Below are 24,030 nucleotides of genomic sequence, written 5' to 3'. Positions count from 1 at the left end.
CGAGTTGCGATGACCCGGTGGGTCACCGGCCCGCCCGGCTGCTCCACGCCGCCGGGACGGGCCGCCTGCCAGGGCCTTTGCGATTCGGTGCGTGATACGGCCGCGAGAGCATGTGGGCTGCCCGCTACGAGTGGGATGTCTCACATGATCCCGCTGCGCGAGCAAACAACCCGCAGTTATGATGATCGGCATCGTTCAAATCCCGGGTGAGCACGCGACGGGGTACAGATCTGCGCTGAACATGATGAAGGGGAAGGCAAGCGCATGGCCATAGGTCGCACTCTGCGCGTCCTGACAGTGACCGGCATGGCTGCCGGTTACGCGCTGCTGGGCGCGTTCGCCGCCCAGGCGCAGCCCACCCCGCCCTGTCTCCAGTGCAGTCCGGCAACCCCTACCAACCAGGCGAAACCGGGTAAGCAGCAGCCGCAGAGCAACCCGTTGCGGCCGGGCGGTCCGATCATTCCGAACAACCCGGTCGAGCCCGGGAACGCGGTGCGGCCTGGGACCCGGATCACGCCGAGTAATCCGGTGCGGCCGGGTAGCGCGGTCGCGCCGGGCAGTCCATTGCAGCTCGGGAATCCGATCGCGCCGGGTAATACCGTCGCGCCGAGCAATCCGGTGAAGCCCGGAACACCGATCGCGCCGGGCAACCAGGTGAAGCCGGGAACCCCGATTGCACCAGGCAACGCGTTGAAGCCCGGCAGTCCGATCACACCGACCAACCCCGCGAAGCCGAACAGTTCGGTGAAGCCGGGCAACGTGGCGCGCTCGGACACTCCGGTGGATCCCGAGCACGGCATTCCCCTGAGGATTCCGGGCCGGTCCACATCGGACACGTCGGTCCAGGAACAACAGTCGCCGCAGCGCATCACGCCCGCGCACGCACGTCCGGGTCTGCCCGTGAAGCCCACTCCGGCCGCCGGAATCGAAGGTCTGGCCGGTCTGCTGGGCCTGCTCGGAACAGGTTCGGCCGCAGTCGGTTCCGCTGCGGCGGGCCCTGCGGTGGCATTGGCCGGAACAGGTTCGGCGGCCGTCGGCTCGGCCGCCGCGGGGACCGGTTCGGCCCTCGCGGGAACCGGTTCCGCCGCTGCCGCCGCAGCCGCAGGGCTCGGTGTAACCGGTTCCGCCGCAGCGGGTTCCGCTGCCGCCGGTACCGGCGCGGCACTGCTGGGCACCGGTTCCGCCGCCACCGCACTGCTCGCCGCTTTGCTCGGAACAGGCTCCGCCGCAGTCGGTACCGCTGCGGTCGGTACCGGCGCTGCGCTGCTCGGCACCGGTTCCGCGGCAGGTGCCGCGCTGCTCGGCACGGGTTCGGCGGTCGGTCCGGTACTGGCCGCGATCCTCGGAACAGGTTCCGCCGCAACGGGTTCCGCACTCGCCGGACTCGCCGGAACCGGTTCGGCACTGACCGGTTCGGCCGCACTCGGTTCCGCCGCCGCAGCCTCCCCGCTGCTGCTCCTGCTGCTGTTGCAACCGCCGCCGACACCGCCCGCCCCCTCCGCGCCGCTGGCTATCCCGCCCGCGCCCGCGGCCCCCGGTGGCGCGGCTCCCGCAGCCCCGGCTCCGGCCGTCGCCGCACCTGCCGTACCCGCCGTGCCCGCGCACGCACCGGCCCCCGCTCCGGCTCCGGCCGCCCCGCACGCCGCCGCCCCGCACGCCGCGCCGTCGGCACCCGCGCCGCAGGCGCAGCCGAATCCGGATGTGCGTCCGACCTCGGCGAACTCCGGTCTGCCCAAGCCCGAGGTGCTCACCGTGCTCGGCGGCCTGGTCGCCATGGCGCTGGCCGCGGCCGCGTCCGGCGCGATCAGCTTCCAGAGCGCGTCGGCCGCCCAGGCACGCATCGACGCCGCGCGCGCGGAATTCTTCCGGTAGGGGGTGAGGTCATGACCGAGAGTCGCGCACAGAGCAGCCGTTCGTATCGTCGCGTGGCAGCGGCAGTCGATGCGGTCTGCGCGGTGGCCGCCGATTTCGACGCCACCGACCTGGACGAGGTGGTCCTGGCCGTCTCCGCCGAACGTCGCCGCCCCATCGAGATCGCCGACGCCCAGTTGGGTCCCGGTGTGTGCGGTCAGCGGCGGAGTTATCCGGACCGGGACGTCATCGTGCTGGCCTCGGCGCTGCCGAGCCGCGAGCACACCCTCGCGCACGAGTTGGGGCACATCATCTTCGACCATCCCGGCGAGATGGCCACCGAGGTCACCCTCGAGGCCAGCGACGACCTGATCGCGTACATGCTCAGCCAGCGCGCACATCAGCAGATCGTCGAGGACGGCGAGGACGAACAGGCCGAATGGGAAGCCGAAACCTTCGCCAACATGCTGATGACCCGCCTGCGCGTATTCCACAACCGCGGCGCGGGCGTCTCGGTACTCCGTTTCGACGAGGCCCTCGGATGAGCGCGCCCATCCCGCTCCGGATCGGGCCGGGCGACAACGTGGTTCGTGTCGGCTCGCACCTCGGATGGACAGAACGCACGGCCAGGGTGTCGGCCGATACCGGCATGCGCCGGATGAGCCGAGGCGAGTTCGGTGGCGTGGCGCGCCTCGGGCCGACGTTGCCCGGCATCAGTGAGACAGCCGATTATGCAGGGGCGCAAGGATATTCGCGAGGGGTGGCGGCATGACTTTCTGGTTGACCGCGTTGTTGATCTGGATGGCGGCCGGCGCCCGGGTGGGCCGGGTGCTGGTGAAACCGGCGACCACCGCGCGGGTGGCGATCGTGGTCGCGGTGGCCTCGGTGGCCGCCGCGGCGACCGTGTCGGTGCCGGAAATCGCTGTGGCGCTGGACAATCTGGTGCCGCACGGGATCAACGGCATGATGTTCGGCGATCGGGTGACCGCGGCGGCCTGGCTGCTGTTCACCGTCGCGACCTCGGTGGTCGCGGCGGCGGCGTGGCCGGTGGTGTCGCGGCAGAACCTGCGGCAGATCGCGTTGGCGATCTACGGCGCCGGCCTGATCGCGATCGCGCTCACGGTGGCCTGGTCGGTGCTGTTCGGCTGGGTGGTGACCCTGCTGGGCTGCGGGTTCATCGCCGTGACGGGTCTGCGGAATCTGGACTGGACCGCGCTGGGCCGCGGTATCGCGCTCTACACCTTCGGCACCGTCGTGGTCGGCGTGCTCGCGGCATTGTCGGTGCGGCGGTTGGCGATCGGCGAGCCGCCCGCGCGGCCCTCGGAACCCGGCTGGTACTGGCCGATCTGGCAGCTCGGCAGCCTGCTGATCGCGGTGGGCGCGGTGTGGATCGTCATCGAGTTGTGGGTGCGGGCGCGGGTGCTGCTGCGGCAGATCCGGCCGCTGCACCACACCATGACCAAGCGTTTTCCGGAGGTCGTCGCGCACGATCAGACCGGTTCGACGACGCAGCTCAAGGCGTCGGACCACGTCGCGCAGATCCTGGACGCGCTGTACCTGCAATCCGGCGGCGGCGTCGAACTGGCCGCCGCGGGGCCACCGCCGGGCTCGACCGACCGCCGCGCTCAACTCGTCGCGCGCTGGGCGCACAACCCGCTCGGCGATGTGGTGGTCGATGCCCGCTGGATCGCGCCGCCGCAGGGCCTGAGCCCGCGTGGCTGGGTGCAGGCGATCGCGCGCGCGTTCGACGCCGAACCGGGGCATCCGGCACTCTCGCGCCGCGCCTGAAAATTCCGGCGCGAAAGTCCGGTATGCATGTTTTGTCTTCTGTGATTACGGGAACACTTGCCGATTCTTTTGGTGCCGAGTCACAAACGCTCGGTGTTCGCCGAACCAACCGGTATGGCGCTGTCGATCACATCGACTAATCGGTTGTCTCGGTTGTAAGCACATGTGTAAGCACAACTGATGACCGCGGCACAACCGCGAGGTATGTGCGCACAGTTGTGGGCCGAAGCGCTACTCGCTTCGGTTATCGACCCAAAAGCGACACAGCGCGGATACAGGTTCCGCGCTGTGTCGCTTTGTGGGACTTCCTATTCCGTGCCGTCCGGCGGGATCTCGGGCAAACCCTCACTCGCCCGTAGCTTCTCGGCCATGGAGGTCAGGAGGTTCTGCGATTCCTCGGAGAGGTCGAACGCCCTACTCGACAGACGACGCAGTCCATAGCCTTGCAGCTGGGACAGCAGCTCGAGATCGTGATCGATCTTGGCCGCGTAGATGTCGTTGAAGAAGTAGTCCGGTTTGACCTTGAAGAACTTCGCCAGCGCGGCCACCGTCTCGTCAGAGGGGTTTGTGCGCTGTCCCGACCGCAGCTGAGAGAGATACGGTTTCGAGATCGGATGGCCGGAGGCCGTCAGCGCAGCCGCCACCTCGGCGTTGGTGTGCGGCTTACGCCCCGGGGGATGCACGGTTTCGAACAGCTTGTTCAGCCGCGCCGCGAAATCAGCCATTGTGAGCCGCCCAATTCCCTTCGCTGTACTAACAGTCGTTATCTCGGATACGTATCATTGATATTAGCGGCTGAGTAACTGAAAACCTACGCCTGATTCGCGATTTCCTTGAAGCTTCCAGACGCCCGGTTCGTGAACAGGTGGTCGCGAGGGCGTTTGCGGGCCACCGCAACGGTTGTCGGGAACCGCAGGTAGAGGCCGGTTCTAGCCCGTCGCGAGGGTCCTTCGTCCCACGCTCATGGTAGCCAAGGAATAGCTGACGTCTCATCGTCCTGTCTGTACTGGTGATTGTGTGGCGTACGACACGTTCCGGTAATCCCGGCGTGAAGATTCGACAACCGCTGATAAGAGCGCTGTTCGGACTCGCGGGGCTCCGAACTGGGCTGTCGCATGTGCGCCAGCGACGCACATGAGGACCTTACTCATGACTCCGCCCCGGCGCACGGGATGGTGCGCGCCGGGGCGGAGATGCCGGGATCGTTGCTGACCGAATTGCCGGTATCAGATCCGTTCGATGATGGTGCCGGTGGCCAGGGCGCCGCCGCAGCACATCAGGATCATCGCGGTGCTCTGATCGGTGCGTTCGAGTTCGTGCAGGGCCGTGGTGATCAGGCGCGCGCCCGTGCTGCCGACCGGATGCCCGATCGCGATCGCGCCGCCGTTGACGTTCACCCGGTCCAGATCCGGCTTGTGCACCGAGGCCCAGGACAGCACGACCGAGGCGAACGCCTCGTTGATCTCGAACAGGTCCAGATCGCCGATGCTCATCCCGCTGCGCTCGAGCAGGCGCGTGCACGCCTGCACCGGACCGTCGAGGTGGAACTCGGGCTCGCCGCCGACCAGGCACTGCGCCACGATGCGGGCGCGCGGGCGCAAACCCTTTCGCGCCGCGGCCTTTTCGTCCATCAGCAGCACCGCGGCCGCGCCGTCGGAGATCTGCGAGGAGGTTCCGGCGGTGTGCACGCCGCCCTCGATGACGGGCTCGAGTTTGGCCAGGCCCTCGCGGGTGGTCTCGCGCAGGCCCTGATCCCGGTTGACGTCCAGCGTCTCGCCGGTGAGCTTGCCCTCCTTGTCGACCTGCGGCGCGCCCGCGACGGTGAGCACCTCGCGATCGAAGCGGCCCTGCGCCCACGCCTGCGCGGCCAGCCGCTGCGAACGCTCGCCCCACTCCTCGACGTCGTCGCGAGTCAGCCCGCGCCGCTTGGCAATTCGCTCCGCGGCCTCGAACTGGTTGGGCATATCGATATCCCAGGACGCGGGCCGGCGCGGTCCGGCGTTCTCGCCGACGTTGGCGCCCAGCGGCACGTGACTCATCGACTCGATGCCGCACGCGAGGCCGACCTCGATGGCGTCGGTGGCGATCAGGCCGGCGACCAGACCGGCGGCCTGCTGCGCGGAGCCGCACTGGTTGTCGATCGTCACCGCGCCGGTCTGCCACGGCAGTCCGGCGTGCAGCCACGCGGTGCGGGTGACGTTGTTGCCTTGTTCGCCGACCTGCATCACGCAGCCGCCGACGACCTGTTCGACGAGGGCGGGATCCACCGCGGCCCTGTCGAGCACGCCCTTTTGTGCGACGCCGAGGAGTTCGGCCGCGTGCAGACCGGCCAGCCAGCCGTTGCGCTTACCGATCGGGGTGCGCGCGGCCTCGACGATGACGGGTGTTCCCATGGCTATCCTCCCGTAGGGAAACTGTAACAAGTTCTCCAGATGTCCTGCGAGCAGAATCCTGCTTCTTTACTACTGATACCACCTATGCTGCAATGAAGATAGAACGTGTTTCAGTTAGTTGAAGGAGACAAGCCGGTGGTTGACACTCGCATCGCGCCGAACCTGCCCACGGGCTTCGACGTGACCGATCCGCAGATCTGGGCGGAACGGGTGCCGGTCGAGGAATTGGCCGAGCTGCGCCGGAGCGCACCGATCTGGTGGAATCCCAAATCGCCCGAGGTGGGCGGGTTCCAGGACGACGGCTTCTGGGTCGTCAGCAAGCACGCTGACGTCAAGGAGGTGTCGCGTCGCAGCGACGTGTTCTCCAACTTCGAAAACACCGCCATCCCGCGGTTCAACGACGACATCCAGCGCGAGAACATCGAGATGCAGCGTTTCGTGCTGCTCAACCAGGATGCTCCGCAGCACACCCGGATGCGCAAGCTGATCGCGAAGGGCTTCACCCCGCGCGCGGTCAACGGGCTGCGTGACGAGCTGTCCGCGCGGGCCAAGGGCATCGTCGAGGCGGCCGCCGCGTCCGGTGCCGGCGATTTCGTCACCCAGGTCGCGTGTGAGCTGCCCCTGCAGGCCATCGCCGAGCTGATCGGCGTGCCGCAGGAAGACCGGATGAAGTTGTTCCAGTGGTCCAACGACATGACCGGTTACGACGACCCGGAGTCGACCGCCGACCCGCTGCTGGCCTCGACCGAGATCCTCGGTTACGCCTGGCAGATGGCCGAGGCGCGCAAGGCCAACCCGGCCGGTGACATCGTGACCGAGCTGGTCAACGCCGATATCGACGGCGAGGCGCTGACCTCGGAGGAGTTCGGCTTCTTCGTGATCCTGCTGGCCGTGGCCGGTAACGAGACCACCCGCAACGCCATCTCGCACGGCATGGTCGCGTTCCTGGAGAACCCGGATCAGTGGGAGCTGTACAAGAAGGAGCGTCCGGCGACCGCGGCCGACGAGATCATCCGCTGGGGCACGCCGGTCTCCTCGTTCCAGCGCACCGCGCTCGAGGACACCGAGCTGTCCGGGGTGCAGATCAAGAAGGGCCAGCGGGTGGTGCTGGTGTACCGCTCGGCCAACTTCGACGAGGAGGTGTTCGAGAATCCGTACGCCTTCGACATCACCCGGGATCCCAACCCGCACTTGGCCTTCGGTGGTACCGGCGCGCACTTCTGCATCGGCGCGAATCTGGCCCGGCTGGAGATCGACCTGATCTTCAACGCGATCGCCGATCATCTGCCGGACATCTCGCGGCTGGGTGATCCCAAGCGGCTGCGGTCCGGATGGCTCAACGGCATCAAGGAATTCCAGGTCCAGTACTGAGACAGCGCGAAGGGCGGGCACCGGATCGGTGCCCGCCCTTCGCGTTTCGTCACTGCCGAAAACCGTTGTCACCGCACGGGTTTCACTCCTGCGGGCGGATCGTGCGCATGGCGCGATCGGTTTCCCAGTAGGCGCGCAATGCCGCGATCCTGCCGTCGTCGTCGACGCGGTAGGTGAAAACGCCTTCGGCGTCGATGATCTGGCCGCCGATCCGGGTGCGGATCAGACCGGTGAACGCCACTTCGGGACCGCAGGCGAACGAATCACCGAAGACGAACTCGATGGATTCGGTCGCCGCGATCGCCTTGTCCCAGAACGCCGAAATCGCGTCGCGCCCACGGTGTCCCTTGCCCTCGGGATCGAATCCGGACGGGCCGATCGGATCCTCGACGATGCCGTCCGGGGCGAACAGATCCAGCCAGGCTTCCTTGTCGCGGGCGCGCACCGCCGCCTGCGAGGCGAAACCGGCCCGCCGGGCGGGATGTTCGTCGCTCACTTCGCCCCCTCGAGGTACTGATCGGCGAAGCGGCGCAACGAATCCTGTTTGGCCGCGAGTTCGGAGTCGAAGCCCAGGCCGTCGAAGATCCACGGGACGACGATGGAGTCGGTGACCCCGGCCGCGGCCAGTTCCTCGTAGCCGGACTTGCCGAAGCGGTCGATGCAGACCACCTGGATCTCGAACGGGTCTGCGGCACGGCCGTATTCGGCACGCAGCTTGGTGAGTTCTGCGATGGTGGTGACGATGTCGTCGTATTTCATCATCGCCGAGGTCCAGCCGTCACCCACGCGGGCGGCCCGGCGCAGGGCCGCGGCGGTGTGGCCGCCGATGTAGAACGGCACCGGCGCGGTGGGCGCGGGACTCATCTGGAGATTGTCGAAATCGTAGAACTCGCCGTGGAATTCGACCATGCCGCCGCCCAGCACGAGCTTGATCACGTCGATCATCTCGTCCACGCGCGCGCCGCGGCGGGCATAGGGCACCCCGCACCACTCGAATTCCTCGGGGGCCCAGCCGATTCCGACGCCGAAGCCGAACCGGTTGCCGCTCATGGCCGCCACCGAGCCGACCTGACGGGCCAGCAGCAGCGGATTGCGGGAGCCGAGTTTGAGGACGTTGGTGTAGAAGTGGATCTTCTCGGTGACCGCGGCCATGGCCGTCGCACCGATCAGCGGATCCACCCACGGGGTGTCCGGGCCCCAGAAGCGGTTGCCGTCCGGGGTGTACGGATACTTCTCGGACTGGGATTGCATGTAGAACAACGAATCCGGCAGCGCGATACTCGAAAACCCGCACTCCTCGGCCGTTTTCGCGAGCTCGGGCAGCTGCTCGAGCGGGCTCATCGCGATGCCGACGGTGAATTTCACGGCTGCTCGCTCCCGACCACCCACATCGAGTAGTACTGCGCCCCACCGCCGTACGCGTGACCGAACGCCTTGCGCGCGTTCTCCACCTGGTAGTCCCCGGCGCGACCCATGACCTGCTTGGCCGCCTCGGCGAACCGGATCATGCCCGACGCGCCGATCGGGTTGGAGCTGAGCACCCCACCCGACGGGTTGACCGGCAGCTTCCCGCCGATGCGGGTCTCCCCGGCGTCGGTCAGCTTCCAGCCCTCACCCTCGGGCGTGAAACCCAGGTTCTCCAGCCACATCGGCTCGAACCAGGAGAACGGCACGTAGATCTCGGCCGCGTCGATCTCCTCGATCGGGTTGGTGATCCCGGCCTGCTTCCACAGGGCCGCGGCGGCATCCCGACCGGCCTGCGGATTCACCTGGTCGCGACCGGAATACGCGAGCGGTTCGGTGCGCATGGCGGTGCCGTGCACCCAGGCGACCTTCTTGCCGTCGGCCTCGGCCGCGCGCGCGGAGGCTTCGTCACCGAAGACGATCGCGCACGCGCCGTCCGACGACGGGCAGGTCTCGTCGAAACGCACCGGGTCCCAGAGCATCTGGGACGCGAGCACCTTCTCCAGGGTGATATCGGCCTGTTGCAGGTGGGCCAGCGGGTTGCGCGAGCCGTTGAGCCGGTCCTTCACCGCGACCATCGCGCCGATGTGCAAGGGCGCGTTGGTGCGTCGGATGTAGGCGCGGATGTGCGGCGCGAAATACCCACCGGCACCGGCGCCCACGGGTTTGGTGAACGGGACCGGGTTCGACAGTGCCCACATGGCATTGGATTCGGACTGCTTCTCCCACGCCACCGCGAGCACCTTGCCGTGGATACCGGCCTGCACGTGGTTGGCCGCGACGATCGCGGTCGAGCCGCCCACCGAACCGGCGGTGTGCACGCGCAGCAGCGGTTTCCCGGTGGCGCCCAACGCATCCGCCATGAACAGCTCGGGCATCATCGAGCCCTCGAACAGGTCCGGGGCCTTACCGATGACGACGGCGTCGATCTCGGCCATCGTCACACCGGCGTCGTCGAGGGCGCGATCGATCGCCTCGCGGCACATGCCCGACATGGACACGTCGCGACGTTTCGTCACATGATGGGTCTGCCCGGTGCCCAGCACCGCTGCGGGGGAGCTCATTTGGCCTCCAGAGTGGCGACGAGGTTCTGCTGCAGCGCCGGGCCGCTCGAGGCGTGGGCCAGGGCGCGATCGGCGGTGCCGTTGATGATTTCGGTTGCCGCGTAACCGATCCGCTCGAGTCCGGCGGAGAACATCGGATTACCGGACAGCGCGCCGCCGGACGGGTTGATCCGGGTCTGCGCGCCGATTCCGATGGCCTGCTTCAGGATCAGCTGTTCGTGGCTGTACTGCGCGTGCAGTTCGGCGACGTCGAAGTCGGCGGAGTTCGAGCCGATGGCCGCCTTCGCCGCCGCGGCGGTCGAGGGCGAGGTGGTCAGATCGCGGGCGCCCAGCATCGGGGTGTCGATGCGATGGGCGATACCGGTCAGCCAGGCGGGACGCTCGCAGAGTTCGCGGGCGCGGTCACCGGAGGCCAGCACGATGGCCGCCGCGCCGTCGGTGATCGGGGCGATGTCGTGCTCGCGCAACGGATTCGCGACGAACGGGGCCGCGAGGCGCTGGTCGATCTCGGCGTCGTCGGCGGCGTTCACCGCGGCCATGTCACGCTCGGTCCAGCGCCCGGCGTCCAGGCCCGCGCGGGCCTGCAAACCGGCCACCGACACCGCGTCCGGCCACAGCGGGGCCACGAGATACGGATCGGTCTGCAAGGTCAGCACCTGCCGCAGCGTGCTGGCCGACGCCTTGCCGAAGCCGTACACCAGGGCCGTATCCACCTGTCCGGAACGGAGTTTCACGTACGCCTCGTACAGCGCCCAGGCCGCGTCCATCTCCACGTGCGATTCGTTGATCGGCGGCACCGCGCCGATCGAGTCGATCGCCGATATGAACGAGAAGGCCCGTCCGGCAAGGTAATCCGAGGATCCCGAGCACCAGAAGCCGATATCGGACACGCCGATCCCGAGCTTGGAGTACAGGGCGTCGAAGCAGGGGATCAGCATCTCCACGCCGTTGGTGGTGCCGTAGGTCTCCGGCACGTGCGGTGCGTGGGCGAAACCCACGACCGCGATCTCGTTTGTGTTGTCGCTCAAGGGTTTTCTCCTAGAGATGCTGCGAGAAGGTCTCGTAGGCGGCGTCGGGTTCGCCGGTGGGTTCGAAGTGCGAGACGTTGTCCAGGCCGTTGAAGCTCCACTCCTCGCGGGGCTTCCATGCGGCCTTGACCCGCATACCCATGCGGACCTCGCTCACCTCGCAGCCGAGCACCAGGTGCAGGAACGGGATGTCGCTGCCGTCGAGCAGCACGTAGGCGGCTACGTACGGCGGTTTGATGCGCTGCCCCTGGAACGGGACGTTCACGATGCAGTACGTGGTGACGATGCCGGTGTCGGTCAGCTCGACATAGTCCTCGGTGGGCTCGCCGGTGCGCGGATCCGCGCCGCGCGGCGGGAAGTACACCTTGCCGTCGGCCGCGCGGGCACCCAGCAGCCGGCCCTCGGCGATCGCCTTCAGGAACACCGTCTCCTGCGGGGAGGCGGTGTGCTTGTAGCTCAGGTCGATCGGGGTGACGATGCCGGTCACGGGCTCGGCGGACTCGCCCGGCGCGGTGGGCGCGGCGGAGGTGTCACCGGGTTCGAAGGCGACGATGTCGTGGATGTCGCCGGTGCGTTCGGCGGCCCAGCGCACCCGCACCCGCTGGCCGGTCCGGATGTCCTCGGGCGAGGCGACGTCGACCGCGTGCAGCAGGGCGGTGTCCGCGCCGTCGAGCTTGATCAGCGCCCAGGCGAAGGGACGATCGAACGGCTGGCCCGGCAGCGGTTCGGCCACCCAGGTCCAGCTCTGCACGGTGCCGACATCGGCGACGTGGACGAAGTCGGTCAGCGGTTCGGCGGTGGCGGGATCGTATTCGGCCGGGGGCACGATCACCCGGCCGTCCGACCCGCGCACGCCGACGATGCGGCCCTCGCGCAGTCCGGTCAGGAATCGGCCTATGGTCGGGCCGACCGATCGGGTGTAGTCGAACTTCATCCGCAGCTCGGCGGCCAGTACTTCGGGATCGGGTTCCGATTTCGAACCGCGTCCGTGCGCAATTGTGCCGGTCATGGTGTTCCCTTGGGTCACGATATCGAGTAGAACAGGTTCTTATTCTGGTGGCAAGAGTAGCGCGGGCAAGGAGACGATCATGAAGTTCGGGTTGCAGCTCGGATATTGGGGCGCGAGCCCGCCGGTCGGTGCGGCGCAGGTGGTGACCGCCGCCGAGGAGATCGGATTCGACGCGGTGTTCACCGCCGAATCATGGGGTTCGGACGCGTTCACGCCGCTGGCCTGGTGGGGTGCGGCCACACAACGGGTGCGGCTGGGCACCTCGGTGGTGCAGATGTCCGCGCGCACCCCGACCGCGACCGCGATGGCCGCGCTGACCATGGATCATCTCAGCGGCGGGCGGCACATTCTGGGACTGGGCGTGTCGGGGCCGCAGGTGGTGGAGGGCTGGTACGGGCAGCCGTTCGCCAAGCCGCTCGCGCGCACCCGGGAGTACGTCGACATCGTGCGGCAGGTGCTCGCGCGCGAGGCCAAGGTGACCAGCGACGGGCCGCATTATCCGTTGCCCTACAACGGTTCCGGCGCGACCGGTCTGGGTAAGCCGCTCAAGCCGATCACCCATCCGCTGCGCGCGGACGTGCCGATCTGGCTGGGTGCGGAAGGCCCCAAGAACGTGGCGCTGACCGCGGAGATCGCCGACGGCTGGCTGGCCATCTACTACACGCCGCGGCTGGCCGGGATGTACGACGAATGGCTCGACGAGGGGTTCGCGCGGGCGGGTGCGCGACGTTCGCGGGAGGATTTCGAGATCGCCGCGAGCTGCCAGGTCGTGGTCACCGACGACCCGCGCAGCGAGATCGACCGGATCAAACCGGTGATGGCGCTGTACATCGGCGGTATGGGCGCGGAGGAGTTGAACTTCCACGCCCAGGTCTACCGGCGGATGGGGTACGGCAACGAGGTCGACGAGATCACCCGGCTGTTCCGCTCGGGCCGCAAGGACGAGGCCGCGCAGGTGGTGCCGGACGAGCTGATCCTGGACACCATGATCGTCGGCGACGAGACGCAGGTGCGCAGCCAGTTGCAGGTGTGGGAGAAGGCCGGGGTGGGGATGTTGCTGGTGTCGGCGCGGGACACCGAGCAACTCGAGAAGCTCGCGCCGCTCGTGCGGGGATAGGTCGATGCCGCCGGATCTTGCGCTGAACGAGATCCGGCCACATCGATGGAGGCGTGCTGAAGCACGTCACCTCTTGCTCACCCAGTTCCGCCAGCCATCGATAACGCCAGCAACAAAGGCCGCGGCCCTTCGGGGGCCGCGGCCATGCCGGAGCGGAGCGGAGGCCAAAGATTCAGAATTAGTGAACCCTGTAAATCAAGTCTTGTCAGGCGCGAGAACGCGTTCTATTTTTGTCGTGTGAGCCATAACATAGCGGACCTTGTCGAACACACGATCGACCTCGTGCCGGAGCGCGTCGCGCTGGCCGATGACACCCGCTCGGTGACCTATGCCGAGTTGGAGGATCGGGCCAACCGGCTGGCGCATCACCTGCTGGAGCACGGTGTGCGGCCGGGCGACAAGGTCGGCATCTACTCGCGCAACACCATCGAGGCCGTCGAGGCCATGGTGGCGGTGTTCAAGGCGCGGGCCGTCATGGTCAACGTGAACTTCCGGTACGTCGAGAACGAACTGCAATACATCTTCGAGAACTCCGACATGGTCGCGCTCATCCACGAGCGCCGCTACACCGATCGGGTCAGCGCGGTACGGCCGAACACGCCGAAGCTCCGGACCGTGCTGGTGGTGAACGACGGCACCGAGGATCAGTACCCGCTCGCCGACGGTTCGGTGGAATACGAAGCGGCGCTTGCGGCTTCGCGCGGGGAACGGGACTTCGGCGACCGGTCGCCCGACGACATCTTCATGATCTACACCGGCGGCACCACCGGCATGCCCAAGGGTGTGATGTGGCGGCAGGAGGACTGGTGGCGGGTGCTGGGCGGCGGCATCAACTTCGTCACCGGCGAATACATCGAGGATGAGTGGCAGCAGGCCAAGAACGGCGCGGGCGGCGCGCAGATGGTGCGCTACCCGATTCCGCCGATGATCCACGGCGGGTCGCAGGCCGCGACGTTCCACAGCCTGTTCGACGGCGGTAAGGCGATCATGCTGCCGGAGTTCACCGGGCACGGCGTGTGGCAGGCCATCGACCGGCACGGGGTGAACCTCATCTTCATCACCGGTGACGCGATGGCGCGTCCGATGCTCGACGCACTCGAGGCGGGCAACCCGGAATCCGGTGAGTCCTACCAGCATTCGAATCTGTGGGCGATGGCCAGCAGTGCGGCGCTGTTCTCGCCCGCGCTGAAGGACAAGTTCATGGAGCACCTGCCCAATACGGTGATCACCGATTCGATCGGCTCCTCGGAGACCGGCTTCGGCGGGCTGTCCATCGCGGCCAAGGGCGCGACCCACACCGGCGGTCCGCGGGTCAAGATCGATTCGGCCACAGAGGTTCTCGACGAGGACGGCACTCCGGTGACGCCCGGTTCCGGTCAGGTCGGCATCCTCGCGCGCAAGGGGCACATCCCGCTGGGCTACTACAACGACCCGGTCAAGACCGCGGCAACGTTCAAGGAGTTCAACGGAGTTCGCTACTCCATCCCCGGCGACTTCGCCCGCGTGGAGGAGGACGGCTCGGTCACCATGCTCGGCCGTGGCTCGGTCAGCATCAACAGTGGTGGCGAGAAGATCTACCCCGAAGAGGTCGAAGGCGCGCTCAAGTGTCACCCGGAGGTGTTCGACGCCTTGGTGATCGGCGTTCCGGACGAGCGCTGGGGCCACCGGGTGGCGGCGGTGGTGCAGTGTCGCGGCGAGGTGCGTCCCACCCTCGAACAGCTGCGTCCCGTTCTGGCGCAGGAGATCTCGTCCTACAAGCTGCCGCGCAGCCTGTGGTTCGTGGACGAGATCAAGCGTTCGCCCGCGGGTAAGCCCGACTACAAGTGGGCGCACGCGCAGGCCGAGGCGCGGCCCGCCGACGAGGAAGCGCACGCTCCGGCGACGAAGTAGTTCGGTGCGCGACAAACCGTTGTCGCGCAACGCCTGAACCCGCTGCTCGAGATCGGGAAGGGCTCGCTCGGAGAGGTAGTGGAAAGCCCGCCGAAGTAAGGAAGCGTGCGCTCTGGCCTTGGCGGGCATCGTTGTACTGGATGTTACGAGAAGCGCGCCGCGGATGGAACTGGTCGACGGTGTGTTGATGCGGCGTTCCGGTCGACAGCCTGTGCAAGTGGGCCGATCCGATCCATCGGCGAGCCGATGGATCGGATCGGAAACTCTATTGGTGCGCAGGGGATCACGCGGCGACGATGGGGGCATGCAGCAGCGCACTCTCGGTAATGCCGGGCCCGTCGTCTCCGCGATCGGTCTGGGTTGTATGGGTTTCTCGCAGGGGTACGGCGCGGTCGACGACGACGAGTCGGTCGCGGCGATTCATACCGCTATCGATTCCGGGGCAACGCTTTTCGATACCGCGCAGAGTTACGGCGGTGGGCACAACGAGCGGTTGTTGGCGCGGGCGTTGCGTGGGGCGGGGCCGCAGGTGCGGGTGGCCACGAAATTCGGGATCGTGCGTGGTGCGGACGGCGTGCACCTGGACGCGAAACCCGAACGGGTGCGCGAGTATTGCGATGCCTCGCTGGCCCGGCTCGGGCGTGAGGTGATCGATCTGTACTACCTGCATCGGGTCGATCCCGAGGTGCCGATCGCCGAAACCATCGGTGCCATGGCCGAACTCGTGCGGGCGGGCAAGGTGCGCAATCTCGGTGTGTCCGAGGTGAATCCGGAGCAGCTCGCGCAGGCGGCGGCGGTGCATCCGATCGCGGCGGTGCAGTTCGAATGGTCGATGCTGTGGCGGGAGCCGGAGCGTGATGTGGTGCCCGCCGCGCGTGAACTGGGTGCCGGGTTGGTGCCCTACAGTCCGCTCGGGCGCGGATTGCTCACCGCGACACTGACTTCCGAGACCGTCACGACCAGCGATTTCCGGCGTAACGATCCGCGGTTCGCCGGGGAGAATCTGGCGAGCAATATGTCGCGGGTGGAGGCGTTGCGGGCCCTCGCGGATCGGCTGGGGATCACGCCCGGTCAGTTGGCGTTGACGTGGCTGCTGGCGCAGGGGCCGGATGTGGCGCCGATTCCGGGCAGCCGTCGCGCGGCGCGGATCGTGGAGAATCTCGCGGCCGCGTCGATCGAGCTCGGCGCCGATGATCGCGCCGAATTGGACAAGATCGTCGCCGACGGGTGGGCAGGGGATCGGCAGTCCTTCGCCGCGCACGGCACGTCGCGGTCGGACGCCTTATCGAGTGACATAGATCACGTTTGAGTCAGGGTTGTCGAGGATTCGGGGGGTTTACTTGTCGGTGCCCTGTGCAAGGCTGTGTGGCATGACTCACCACAGTGGATTCACAGCCGAGCGCTAGCGGGAGCGGACATGAACGAGACACGCACCACCGGTGCCATCGACGAGGTGTTGCAGCAGTTCGAGGGATACCGGCGGGAGCTGTGCGCATACGCCTACCGGATGTTGGGTTCCTCGTTCGAGGCCGAGGACGCGGTGCAGGAGACCTTCACCCGCGCCTGGAAGTCCTACGCGTCGTTCGAGGGCCGGGCCAGCCTTCGGTCGTGGCTGTACAAGATCACCACCAACGTCTGCCTGGACATGCTCGACGGCCCGCAGCGCCGCGCCCGGCCGATGGATCTGAACGGTCCGTCGAGCCCTGGTAGCCCGCTACCGCCCCCGCAGCCGGACTACGTGTGGATCGAGCCGATCCCCAACGGCCTGGCCTTCGGCGCGGATCCGGCCGAGCACGCGACGGCGAAGGATTCGCTGCGGCTGGCGTTCGTGGCCGCGGTGCAGCATCTCCCGGCCACCCAGCGCGCGATCCTGATCATGCGCGAGGTGCTGCGGTTCTCCGCCAACGAGACCGCCGACATGCTCACCATGTCCCCGGCCTCGGTCAACAGCGCGCTGCAGCGGGCCCGCGCGACCATGTCCAAGGTGCAGCCCAGCGTCGGCGACGACTACGACGAATCCGACGAGAAACAGCGCCAACTCGTCGACGGTTTCGTCGCGGCCTTCGAGGCATACGACATGGACGCACTCACCACACTGCTGAAAAACGATGTGGCACTGTCGATGCCGCCGTTCGACCTGTGGATCTCCGGCCCCTCCCACGTCGCGGACTTCATGCTCAGTCCCGGCCCCTCGGCCTGCCGCGGCTCCCGCCTCGTCCCACTCGCCGGCGCCAACGCCCTCCCCGCCTTCGGCCAGTACAAACCGGGCGAACGCCCCGGCATCCTGGAACCGTGGGCCGTGGTCATCCTCGAACTCGACGCCGACGGCATCGGCGGCCTGAACTTCTTCCTCGACACCGACCGCCTCTTCCCCCTCTTCGGCCTGCCTCCGGAGTTGCACGGCTAGCGGCGGCTCACTCCGGATATGCCATGTGGAACGGTTCCCACTGGTGGCCGTCGAGGTCGATGAAAGTGCGGCTGTACATGCCTACGGCGCGTTCCTGGGCGCGTTTGTCGGGGTTGATCTCCTCGGTGGCGCCGGCGCGTAGGGCGGCGGTGAGGAGGTCGTCGACCTCCTGGCGGCTGGGCAGGGCCAGGGCGTAGAGGGAGCCGGTGATGATGACGGTGTCGGCGACCGGGCGTTGGATGAACGTCTCGAAGAAGCGTCTGATCAGGAGCATGACGCAGATGTTGTCGTCGATCAGGACGCAGGCGGCGTTGTCGTCGGTGAACTGCTGGTCGATCTTCCAGCCGAGCGTCTCGTAGAAGCGCTTGGAGCGGTCCAGATCGTCGACGGGGAGATTGACGAAGATCATCTTGCTCGGCATGGCGGTCCTCTCGGCGGACGGACGGGTGGGGCGACACCAATACCGACGAGCCGGGCCGGGGAAATTCACCGGATGACTGTGCGATGCGGCTCAGGGGCGTGCGCGCAGGCCCTCCATGAGCAGGTCCATCATGCGGCCCGCCTGTTCGCGTTGCTCGGGTGCGCCGCTGGCCAGGAAGATGCCGAGCAGGCTGACGACCACGTCCTCGGCGGGGACGTCGGGGCGCAGGGTGCCCTGTTCGGCGCCGACATCGATGAGTTTCTGTACGGCTGTGGACAATTCGGCGCGCGCCTCGGTCGCGGTGATCGCGCCGGAGGCGATGACCGCGCGCAGGGCGTCGGCCATCTCGCGTTTGGCGGAGATGTAGTCGCCGAAGCGGTCCATCCAGACGCGCAGTGCCGCCGCGGCGTCGGGTGCGGTGAGCAGGTCGTCGACGGCTTCGCAGAGGCGTCGGCGTTCGGCCCGGTAGACCGCCTCGATCAGATCCTCGCGCGTGGGGAAATGCCGGTAGAGCGTGCCGATGCCGACCCCGGCCGCGCGCGCGATCGCCTCCAGGGACACCTTGTCGTTCTCGGCGAACGCGGTTTTCGCGGCGTCGAGCAGGCGCTCGCGGTTGCGGTGCGCGTCGGCGCGCGGGGCTCGGGTCTTGGTTACCAAGCGGAGGGTCCTCCGTTTCTGCTACGCTCGGACTATGCGGAGGATCCTCCGCATAGTCTCCGATTCCACTATCCCACGCAGAACAGGATGACGCAGATGGCAGTTCGACAGGAATTCAGCGCACCCGGCGGCACGGCCGCGCTCGGCCCCCGGACCGTCGCCCGGATCGGTTACGGCGCAATGCAATTGACCGATCACGATGGCCGCGATTACGACCGGCAGGCCGGTATCGACATCCTTCGCGAGGCCGTCGAACAGGGTGTGAACCACATCGATACCGCGCAGTTCTACGGAGCCGGCGCGGTCAACGAGCTGATCCGCGAGGCGCTCTCGCCGTACCCGGCGGATCTGGTCCTGGCCACGAAGGTGGGTGCGGTCCACGACCCGGAAGTCCGCCTGCGCGCCGCCCAGCAGCCGAAGCAACTGCGCGCCCAGGTGGAGGCGAATCTCGTTGCGCTGGGCACGGATTCGCTCGGCGTGGTCAACATGCGCCGCGCCGACGCCCCGCCCGGCATCATCGCCGAGGGCGACCAGGTGGTCGACCTCGACGACCAACTCGCCGAACTCATCGCCCTACGCGACGAGGGCAAGATCGAGGCCATCGGCCTGAGTCACATCTCCGCGGACCAGCTCCGCCAGGCCCTCCCCGCCGAAATAGCCTGCGTCCAGAACCTGCACAGCCTCCTGAACCGCGAAAATGAACCGGTCCTGGACCTGTGCCGCGCCCACGACATCGCCTGGGTCCCCTACTTCCCCCTCGGCTCCGCCTTCCCCGCCTTCTCCAAGGTCACCGAACACCCCGAAGTCCTCTCCGCCGCAACAACTCTCAACACCACCCCCGCCCAGATCGGCTTGGCCTGGCAACTGGCCCACTACACCCACACCCTGCTGATCCCCGGCACCTCCAACCCCGCCCACCTCGCCGAGAACCTCGCCACCGGTTCGGTACAGCTCCCCGCCGACATCATGAAAACCCTCGACGACCTGGCGCGGGCCGCTGGATAGGGCACCGGCCGAGCGTCACCAGCTCAAAGTTGTCGGCACTATCCGGTACCATTCGGTACCATAGGAAGTATGGCAGGTCTCAATGTCAGGTTCACTGACGATGAACTGAATGCCTTGCGCACACGCGCCGAGGCGGAGGGGGTCAGTATGCAGGTGTTCGTGCACGACGCTGTGATAACCGCGATCAACGAACGAGCTCGTCTGTTCAACGAGGCGGCGGAGCATGTACTACGGGCCAGTGAGGAGCTGAATCGGAGACTGGCCTGATGCAGTACCTCACTTTGCAGGAACTGTTGAATCTGGCAGCACGGCTCGGTGCCGCGGAAGTGCGCGACTACGGTCTGCTCGATTCCGCTCTGGCACGGCCACAGTCGAGTGTCTTCGGCCAGGATGCATACCCCGATGTATGGCAGAAAGCAGCCGCATTGATGGAGTCGCTGGCCCGCAATCATGCGCTGGTCGACGGCAACAAGCGCATCTCCTGGTACGCGACCTGGGTCTTTCTGCAGCTGAACGGTCACAAGCTGGACGCGAACTTCGATGTGGACAGTGCCGAGGAGTTCGTCCTGGAGGTCTGTCAGGGGCGCTTCGAGGTGCCGGTGATCGCCGAGCGCCTGCGGCGGTTCGGTATCTGACAGCGGGTGTATCCCAAAATGCCCGCGCCGAAGAGTGGCGCGGGCGTTTCGTTGACGCGAGAGAGGTTGTGCGTCAGTGGGATTCGGCCAGTTGGGCGCCGAGGGCGCGGAGGTGGTCGGTGGCGCCGCCCAACGCGAATTCGTTGTGTTTGGCGGTGGTGAAGAACTGGTTGACGATGTGGTCGCGGTCGATGCCGACGCCGCCGTGGACGTGCACGACGGTGTGGGAGACGCGGTGTCCGGCTTCGGCGGCCCAGAATTTGGCGGTGTGGATCTCCGCGGTGGCGGGCAGGTTCTCGGACAGCAGCCAGGCGGCCTGCTGGACGGCCAGGCGGATGCCCTGGACGTCGATGTAGCTGTCCGCCAGGCGCTGGGCCACGGCCTGGAAGCTGCCGATCTTGCGGTTGAACTGCTCGCGTTCGCGGGCGTAGTCGGCCACCAGTTCCAGGCCCTTCTCCAGCACGCCCAGCTGATGGGCGGACAGGCCCAGCCAGGCCCGGTGCAGGATCCAGTCCAGGATCTCCGCACCCTGGTCGAGGGTGCCGACCAATTCCGCCGGGGTGCCGGAGAATTCGACCTCGGCCTCGGGGGTGCGGTCGGTGACGACCTGATCGGTGAGCCGCACGGTGGCGTCGGCAGGATCGACCAGGAACACCGCCGCCTGCCCGGATACCGTGGCGGGCACCAGGATTCGCGATGCCTGCCGCGCGAACGGCACGGTGATCTTCAAGCCGGTGACGCGCCAGAGGTCGCCGTCCCGCGCCGCGGTGGTGACCGGTTTCGCGGGCTCCCAGTTGCGTTCCTCGCTCAACGCGACGGTGAGAATCGTTGCGCCCGAAGCGGCTTCGGCCGCAACCTCACGCTGCGACGCCGAACCGAACTCCGCCAGCGCCCCCGCGCCCAGCACGATCGACCACAGATACGGCACCGGCGCGACCGAACGCCCGAGCTCCCGCAGCACCGCGCTCTGCTCCAGCACGCCGAACCCGCCGCCGCCCACGGTCTCCGGCAGCGCCGCGGCCAGCACACCGGTCTCGGCGAGGGAGTGCCACAGCGGTTCGTCGAACCGCACGACGCCGTTGTCCTTGTCCAGCTCACGCAGCCGATCGGCGGTGACCAGCTTGCCGGTCACCTCGGCGGTGAGTCGCGCCAGATCCTGCTGCGCTTCGGTGAGAGTGAAATCCATTGTGCTACTCAGCTTTCCATTCAGCGCGCGGCGGCGGGCTGCTTCAGGGCGGTCATGGCGATGATGTCGCGCTGCACCTCGTTGGTGCCGCCGCCGAAGGTCAGGATCAGGCACGCGCGATGCATGCGCTCGAGGCGGCCGAGCAGCTGCGCGCCCGCCGACCCCTGACGCAGATACGCCTGCGGGCCCAGCACTTCCATCAGCGTGCGGTACGCCTCGGTGGCCAGTTCGGTGCCGAGCACCTTGCAGGTGGAGGCGTTCCACGGTTTGGGCGCGGAGTCGCCGCCCGCGTCCGCTCCGGACGCTATTTCCCAGTTCAGCAACTTCAGATATTCGACCTTGGCGTGCACCCGGGCCAGATTCAGCTGCACCCACTCGTTGTCGATGACGCGCCCGCCGTTGGAATCCTTGTTCTCCCTGGCCCATTCGACCGTCTGCGCCAACGCCAGTTGCAGCGCGGCCGCCGAGGTCAGCGCGACGCGCTCGTGGTTGAGCTGATTGGTGACCAGCGACCAGCCGCCGTTCTCCGGGCCCACCATGGCGCTGTGCGGGATGCGCACGTCCTGGTAGTAGGTGGCGCTGGTGTCCGGCCCGGCCATGGTGTGCACCGGCGTCCAGGAGAAGCCCTCGGCGCTGGTCGGCATGATGAACATGCTGATGCCCTTGTGCTTCTTGGCATTCGGATCGGTGCGCACGGCCAGCCAGACGTAGTCGGCGTACTGGATCAGGCTCGTCCACATCTTCTGCCCGTTGACGATCCAGTCGTCGCCGTCGCGCACCGCGCCGGTGCGCAGCGAGGCCAGATCGGTGCCCGCGCCGGGTTCGGAGTAGCCGATGGCGAAGTGCAGCTCACCCGCGGCGATCCTGGGCAGGAAGAACTTCTTCTGCTCCTCGGTGCCGTAGTGCATGATCGTCGGCGCGACCGAGTTGATGGTCAGGAACGGCACCGGGGCGCCCGCGATGGCGGCCTCGTCGGTGAAGATCAGCTGATCCATGGTGGAGCGATCCTGGCCGCCGTACTCCTTCGGCCAGCTCAGCGTGAGCCACCCGTCGTGACCCATCTGCTGGACCACCTCGCGATAGACGTTGCCCTGGCCGTATTCGCCGGTCTGCGCCGAGAGCGCGGCCCGTCGCTCGGGGGTGATCAGCGTGGCGAAATACTCGCGCAGTTCCGCGCGTAGTTGTTCCTGCTGCGGGGTATACGCAATCCGCATGGCGGTAACCTCGTCGTTCCTTCGGGTAGCCGACTCGTTCGATAGCCAGCCGACATGGACTGGGCGGTTGTCCCGATCATTGCACAACTACTGAAACATGTTCCAGTATGGACCCGGAACCGGGTCGCTTCCGCCTCGTTGGCCGAGGTGGGCTTGTAGGCTCGGGCTATCAGTGGCGAAGGAGTTGTCAAATGAAGGTCAGTGTGGATTTCGACCAGTGCGAGGCCAACGGCATCTGCGTCGGATACGCCCCCGACGTGTTCGAACTCGATGACGAGGACAATCTGCACGTCACCTCGGGCGATGTGCCGGACGACCAGCTCGACGACGTGAAGACCGCGGTCGCGCAGTGTCCCAAGGCGGCGTTGAAGCTCGTCTGAATCGATGCTTGCCGTTAACTGGAACACGTTCTAGAGTCACCGTGTGAGTGAATCCGATATCAGCCTGTCCGGTCGAGTGGCCATTGTGACGGGGGCCGGTGCCGGGCTGGGGCGGGCGGATGCGCTCGCCCTGGCCGCTGCCGGGGCCTCCGTGGTCGTCAACGATCTTGTCGAGAACGACGCGGTATCAGCAACTCTCGCCGATATTCGCGCACTGGGCGCCAAGGCCGAATTCGTGCCGGGGAGTATTGCGGAACGAGCCACCGCGGACGAGTTGATTCGCACCGCCGACGAGACGTTCGGCAGTGTCGACATCGTGGTGAACAATGCCGGAATTGTCCGTGACGGCATGCTTTTCAATCTCACCGACGACGACTGGGATTCGGTCCTCGCCGTTCATCTGCGCGGACATTTCCTGTTGTCCCGCAATGCCGCCGCGTACTGGCGCGGCAAATCCAAGGCGGCCGGCGCGCCGGTCTACGGCCGTTTGATCAACACCTCGTCCGAGGCCGGTCTGCTCGGCCCGGCCGGGCAGCCGAACTACGGCGCCGCCAAGGCCGGAATCACCGCGCTGACCCTGTCCGCGGCCCGCGGCCTGGAACGATATGGCGTGCGCGCCAACGCGATCTGCCCGCGAGCGCGCACCTCGATGACCGAGCAGGTCTTCTCCGACGCCCCCGAGGACGGTGTGGATCCGCTCTCGCCCGATCATGTCGGCCGGCTGGTCGCCTATCTCGCCTCGCCCGCCGCGGACGCGGTGAACGGTCAGGTATTCGTCGTCTACGGCCCGATGGTCGCGTTGATGGCCGCCCCGGAAGTCGAACGACGTTTCGACGCGGCGGGTGTGGAATGGTCGCCGCGGGATCTGGCCGACACGCTCGGCGGATATTTTGCCGAACGTCCGGCGGGGCGTACGTTTTCGGCGTCGTCGCTGCATGAACTGGGCTAGTAGCCGACAGCTACCGGCGCTGTTGTTGATCGCCGGTCCATCACTTGGTAGACATGGGGATCGACGGTGTGGGGCGACTCACAAAGATTCCTCTTACGCCGTATGAACAAGTTCTAACTTCCGATCACCGTTCGGCAGGAAAGGGCAGTTCAATATCGCCAAACGGTGCCCGACAACAGGGTGAACGTGTTCTAATCTTTC

General features: G+C 67.1%; 24 protein-coding genes. 13 read left to right on the top strand and 11 right to left on the bottom strand.

The window, feature by feature from the left end; genetic code table 11:
* Positions 1 to 264 precede the first annotated feature (264 nt).
* From NRB20_RS12570 to NRB20_RS12560, 3 genes are all read left to right on the top strand, one after another.
* Positions 265 to 1,872: a hypothetical protein gene (locus tag NRB20_RS12570; protein WP_153410199.1), complete on the top strand. Its 1,608-nt coding sequence runs from the start codon at positions 265 to 267 to the stop codon at positions 1,870 to 1,872.
* A gap of 11 nt (positions 1,873 to 1,883) precedes the next feature.
* The gene (locus NRB20_RS12565) at positions 1,884 to 2,396 is read left to right on the top strand and encodes an ImmA/IrrE family metallo-endopeptidase (RefSeq protein WP_153410198.1); all 513 of its coding nucleotides are present in this window, start codon (positions 1,884 to 1,886) and stop codon (positions 2,394 to 2,396) included.
* A gap of 223 nt (positions 2,397 to 2,619) precedes the next feature.
* Complete coding sequence (locus NRB20_RS12560) at positions 2,620 to 3,639, top strand: hypothetical protein (RefSeq protein ID WP_153410197.1); 1,020 nt, start codon at positions 2,620 to 2,622, stop codon at positions 3,637 to 3,639.
* A gap of 308 nt (positions 3,640 to 3,947) precedes the next feature.
* Here NRB20_RS12560 and NRB20_RS12555 read toward each other — a convergent pair whose 3' ends face one another.
* Both NRB20_RS12555 and NRB20_RS12550 read right to left on the bottom strand, forming a co-directional pair.
* Complete coding sequence (locus NRB20_RS12555; protein ID WP_011207048.1) at positions 3,948 to 4,364, bottom strand: helix-turn-helix domain-containing protein; 417 nt, start codon at positions 4,362 to 4,364, stop codon at positions 3,948 to 3,950.
* Between the two features lie 501 nt (positions 4,365 to 4,865).
* Positions 4,866 to 6,032 carry a steroid 3-ketoacyl-CoA thiolase gene (locus NRB20_RS12550; protein ID WP_153410196.1) on the bottom strand — a complete coding sequence of 389 codons (1,167 nt, stop codon included), beginning with the start codon at positions 6,030 to 6,032 and terminating at the stop codon, positions 4,866 to 4,868.
* Between the two features lie 135 nt (positions 6,033 to 6,167).
* On the opposite strand from NRB20_RS12550, the gene NRB20_RS12545 reads away from it, so the two are divergent.
* Entirely contained in the window at positions 6,168 to 7,403 is a 1,236-nt protein-coding gene (locus NRB20_RS12545; RefSeq protein ID WP_319944815.1) for a cytochrome P450, read from the top strand.
* A gap of 82 nt (positions 7,404 to 7,485) precedes the next feature.
* On the opposite strand, the gene NRB20_RS12540 is transcribed toward NRB20_RS12545, so the two are convergent.
* Genes NRB20_RS12540 through NRB20_RS12520 form a run of 5 tightly spaced genes read right to left on the bottom strand, consistent with a single transcriptional unit; the run spans position 7,486 to position 11,968 of the window.
* Positions 7,486 to 7,899 carry a nuclear transport factor 2 family protein gene (locus tag NRB20_RS12540; RefSeq protein ID WP_319944814.1) on the bottom strand — a complete coding sequence of 138 codons (414 nt, stop codon included), beginning with the start codon at positions 7,897 to 7,899 and terminating at the stop codon, positions 7,486 to 7,488.
* Positions 7,896 to 8,768 (bottom strand): TIGR03619 family F420-dependent LLM class oxidoreductase, encoded by an 873-nt coding sequence (locus tag NRB20_RS12535; RefSeq protein ID WP_319944813.1) that lies wholly within the window; start codon positions 8,766 to 8,768, stop codon positions 7,896 to 7,898. Before NRB20_RS12535 ends, NRB20_RS12540 begins: the two co-directional genes overlap by 4 nt.
* A complete protein-coding gene (locus NRB20_RS12530; protein ID WP_153410195.1) occupies positions 8,765 to 9,931 on the bottom strand; it encodes a thiolase domain-containing protein in 1,167 nt (388 codons plus the stop codon). The genes NRB20_RS12535 and NRB20_RS12530 overlap by 4 nt, the downstream gene beginning before the upstream one ends.
* A complete protein-coding gene (locus tag NRB20_RS12525; RefSeq protein WP_153410194.1) occupies positions 9,928 to 10,959 on the bottom strand; it encodes a thiolase domain-containing protein in 1,032 nt (343 codons plus the stop codon). The genes NRB20_RS12530 and NRB20_RS12525 overlap by 4 nt, the downstream gene beginning before the upstream one ends.
* 10 nt (positions 10,960 to 10,969) lie before the next feature.
* Positions 10,970 to 11,968, bottom strand: coding sequence for a Zn-ribbon domain-containing OB-fold protein (locus NRB20_RS12520; RefSeq protein ID WP_153410193.1), 999 nt, complete (start codon positions 11,966 to 11,968; stop codon positions 10,970 to 10,972).
* A gap of 79 nt (positions 11,969 to 12,047) precedes the next feature.
* On the opposite strand from NRB20_RS12520, the gene NRB20_RS12515 reads away from it, so the two are divergent.
* The 4 genes from NRB20_RS12515 (at position 12,048) to NRB20_RS12500 (ending at position 17,382) form a co-directional block, all read left to right on the top strand.
* Entirely contained in the window at positions 12,048 to 13,085 is a 1,038-nt protein-coding gene (locus tag NRB20_RS12515; RefSeq protein WP_153410192.1) for an LLM class F420-dependent oxidoreductase, read from the top strand.
* Positions 13,086 to 13,322: 237 nt separating this feature from the next.
* Complete coding sequence (locus tag NRB20_RS12510) at positions 13,323 to 14,975, top strand: acyl-CoA synthetase (RefSeq protein WP_319944812.1); 1,653 nt, start codon at positions 13,323 to 13,325, stop codon at positions 14,973 to 14,975.
* Positions 14,976 to 15,279: 304 nt separating this feature from the next.
* Entirely contained in the window at positions 15,280 to 16,284 is a 1,005-nt protein-coding gene (locus tag NRB20_RS12505) for an aldo/keto reductase (protein ID WP_227833427.1), read from the top strand.
* Between the two features lie 108 nt (positions 16,285 to 16,392).
* Positions 16,393 to 17,382, top strand: coding sequence for a sigma-70 family RNA polymerase sigma factor (locus NRB20_RS12500; protein ID WP_153410190.1), 990 nt, complete (start codon positions 16,393 to 16,395; stop codon positions 17,380 to 17,382).
* 7 nt (positions 17,383 to 17,389) lie between these two features.
* Here NRB20_RS12500 and NRB20_RS12495 read toward each other — a convergent pair whose 3' ends face one another.
* Positions 17,390 to 17,803 carry a VOC family protein gene (locus NRB20_RS12495; RefSeq protein ID WP_153410189.1) on the bottom strand — a complete coding sequence of 138 codons (414 nt, stop codon included), beginning with the start codon at positions 17,801 to 17,803 and terminating at the stop codon, positions 17,390 to 17,392.
* A gap of 90 nt (positions 17,804 to 17,893) precedes the next feature.
* Complete coding sequence (locus NRB20_RS12490; RefSeq protein ID WP_153410188.1) at positions 17,894 to 18,460, bottom strand: TetR/AcrR family transcriptional regulator; 567 nt, start codon at positions 18,458 to 18,460, stop codon at positions 17,894 to 17,896.
* A 96-nt stretch (positions 18,461 to 18,556) separates the two neighbouring features.
* Between NRB20_RS12490 and NRB20_RS12485 the strand changes: the two genes are divergently transcribed.
* From NRB20_RS12485 to NRB20_RS12475, 3 genes are all read left to right on the top strand, one after another.
* A complete protein-coding gene (locus NRB20_RS12485) occupies positions 18,557 to 19,465 on the top strand; it encodes an aldo/keto reductase (RefSeq protein ID WP_153410187.1) in 909 nt (302 codons plus the stop codon).
* A 69-nt stretch (positions 19,466 to 19,534) separates the two neighbouring features.
* Entirely contained in the window at positions 19,535 to 19,732 is a 198-nt protein-coding gene (locus NRB20_RS12480) for a hypothetical protein (RefSeq protein ID WP_153410186.1), read from the top strand.
* On the top strand, positions 19,729 to 20,100 hold the full coding sequence (locus NRB20_RS12475) for a type II toxin-antitoxin system death-on-curing family toxin (protein WP_406603818.1): 372 nt from the start codon (positions 19,729 to 19,731) through the stop codon (positions 20,098 to 20,100). Before NRB20_RS12480 ends, NRB20_RS12475 begins: the two co-directional genes overlap by 4 nt.
* A 73-nt stretch (positions 20,101 to 20,173) precedes the next feature.
* Here NRB20_RS12475 and NRB20_RS12470 read toward each other — a convergent pair whose 3' ends face one another.
* Both NRB20_RS12470 and NRB20_RS12465 read right to left on the bottom strand, forming a co-directional pair.
* Positions 20,174 to 21,286, bottom strand: a complete 1,113-nt coding sequence (locus NRB20_RS12470; protein ID WP_153410184.1) for an acyl-CoA dehydrogenase family protein — start codon at positions 21,284 to 21,286, stop codon at positions 20,174 to 20,176.
* A gap of 20 nt (positions 21,287 to 21,306) precedes the next feature.
* Positions 21,307 to 22,500 (bottom strand): acyl-CoA dehydrogenase family protein, encoded by a 1,194-nt coding sequence (locus NRB20_RS12465; RefSeq protein WP_153410183.1) that lies wholly within the window; start codon positions 22,498 to 22,500, stop codon positions 21,307 to 21,309.
* 191 nt (positions 22,501 to 22,691) lie between these two features.
* On the opposite strand from NRB20_RS12465, the gene NRB20_RS12460 reads away from it, so the two are divergent.
* Positions 22,692 to 22,880, top strand: coding sequence for a ferredoxin (locus tag NRB20_RS12460; protein ID WP_040818010.1), 189 nt, complete (start codon positions 22,692 to 22,694; stop codon positions 22,878 to 22,880).
* 43 nt (positions 22,881 to 22,923) lie between these two features.
* Positions 22,924 to 23,829, top strand: coding sequence for a 3-oxoacyl-ACP reductase (locus tag NRB20_RS12455; protein ID WP_319944811.1), 906 nt, complete (start codon positions 22,924 to 22,926; stop codon positions 23,827 to 23,829).
* The last annotated feature ends 201 nt before the right edge of the window (positions 23,830 to 24,030 follow it).

This window comes from Nocardia macrotermitis (assembly GCF_009604405.1).
Classification (GTDB): Bacteria; Actinomycetota; Actinomycetes; order Mycobacteriales; family Mycobacteriaceae; genus Nocardia; species Nocardia macrotermitis.
The sequence above is the reverse complement of the archived record's forward strand: the minus strand, read 5'-3'. Positions and strand labels throughout refer to the sequence as shown.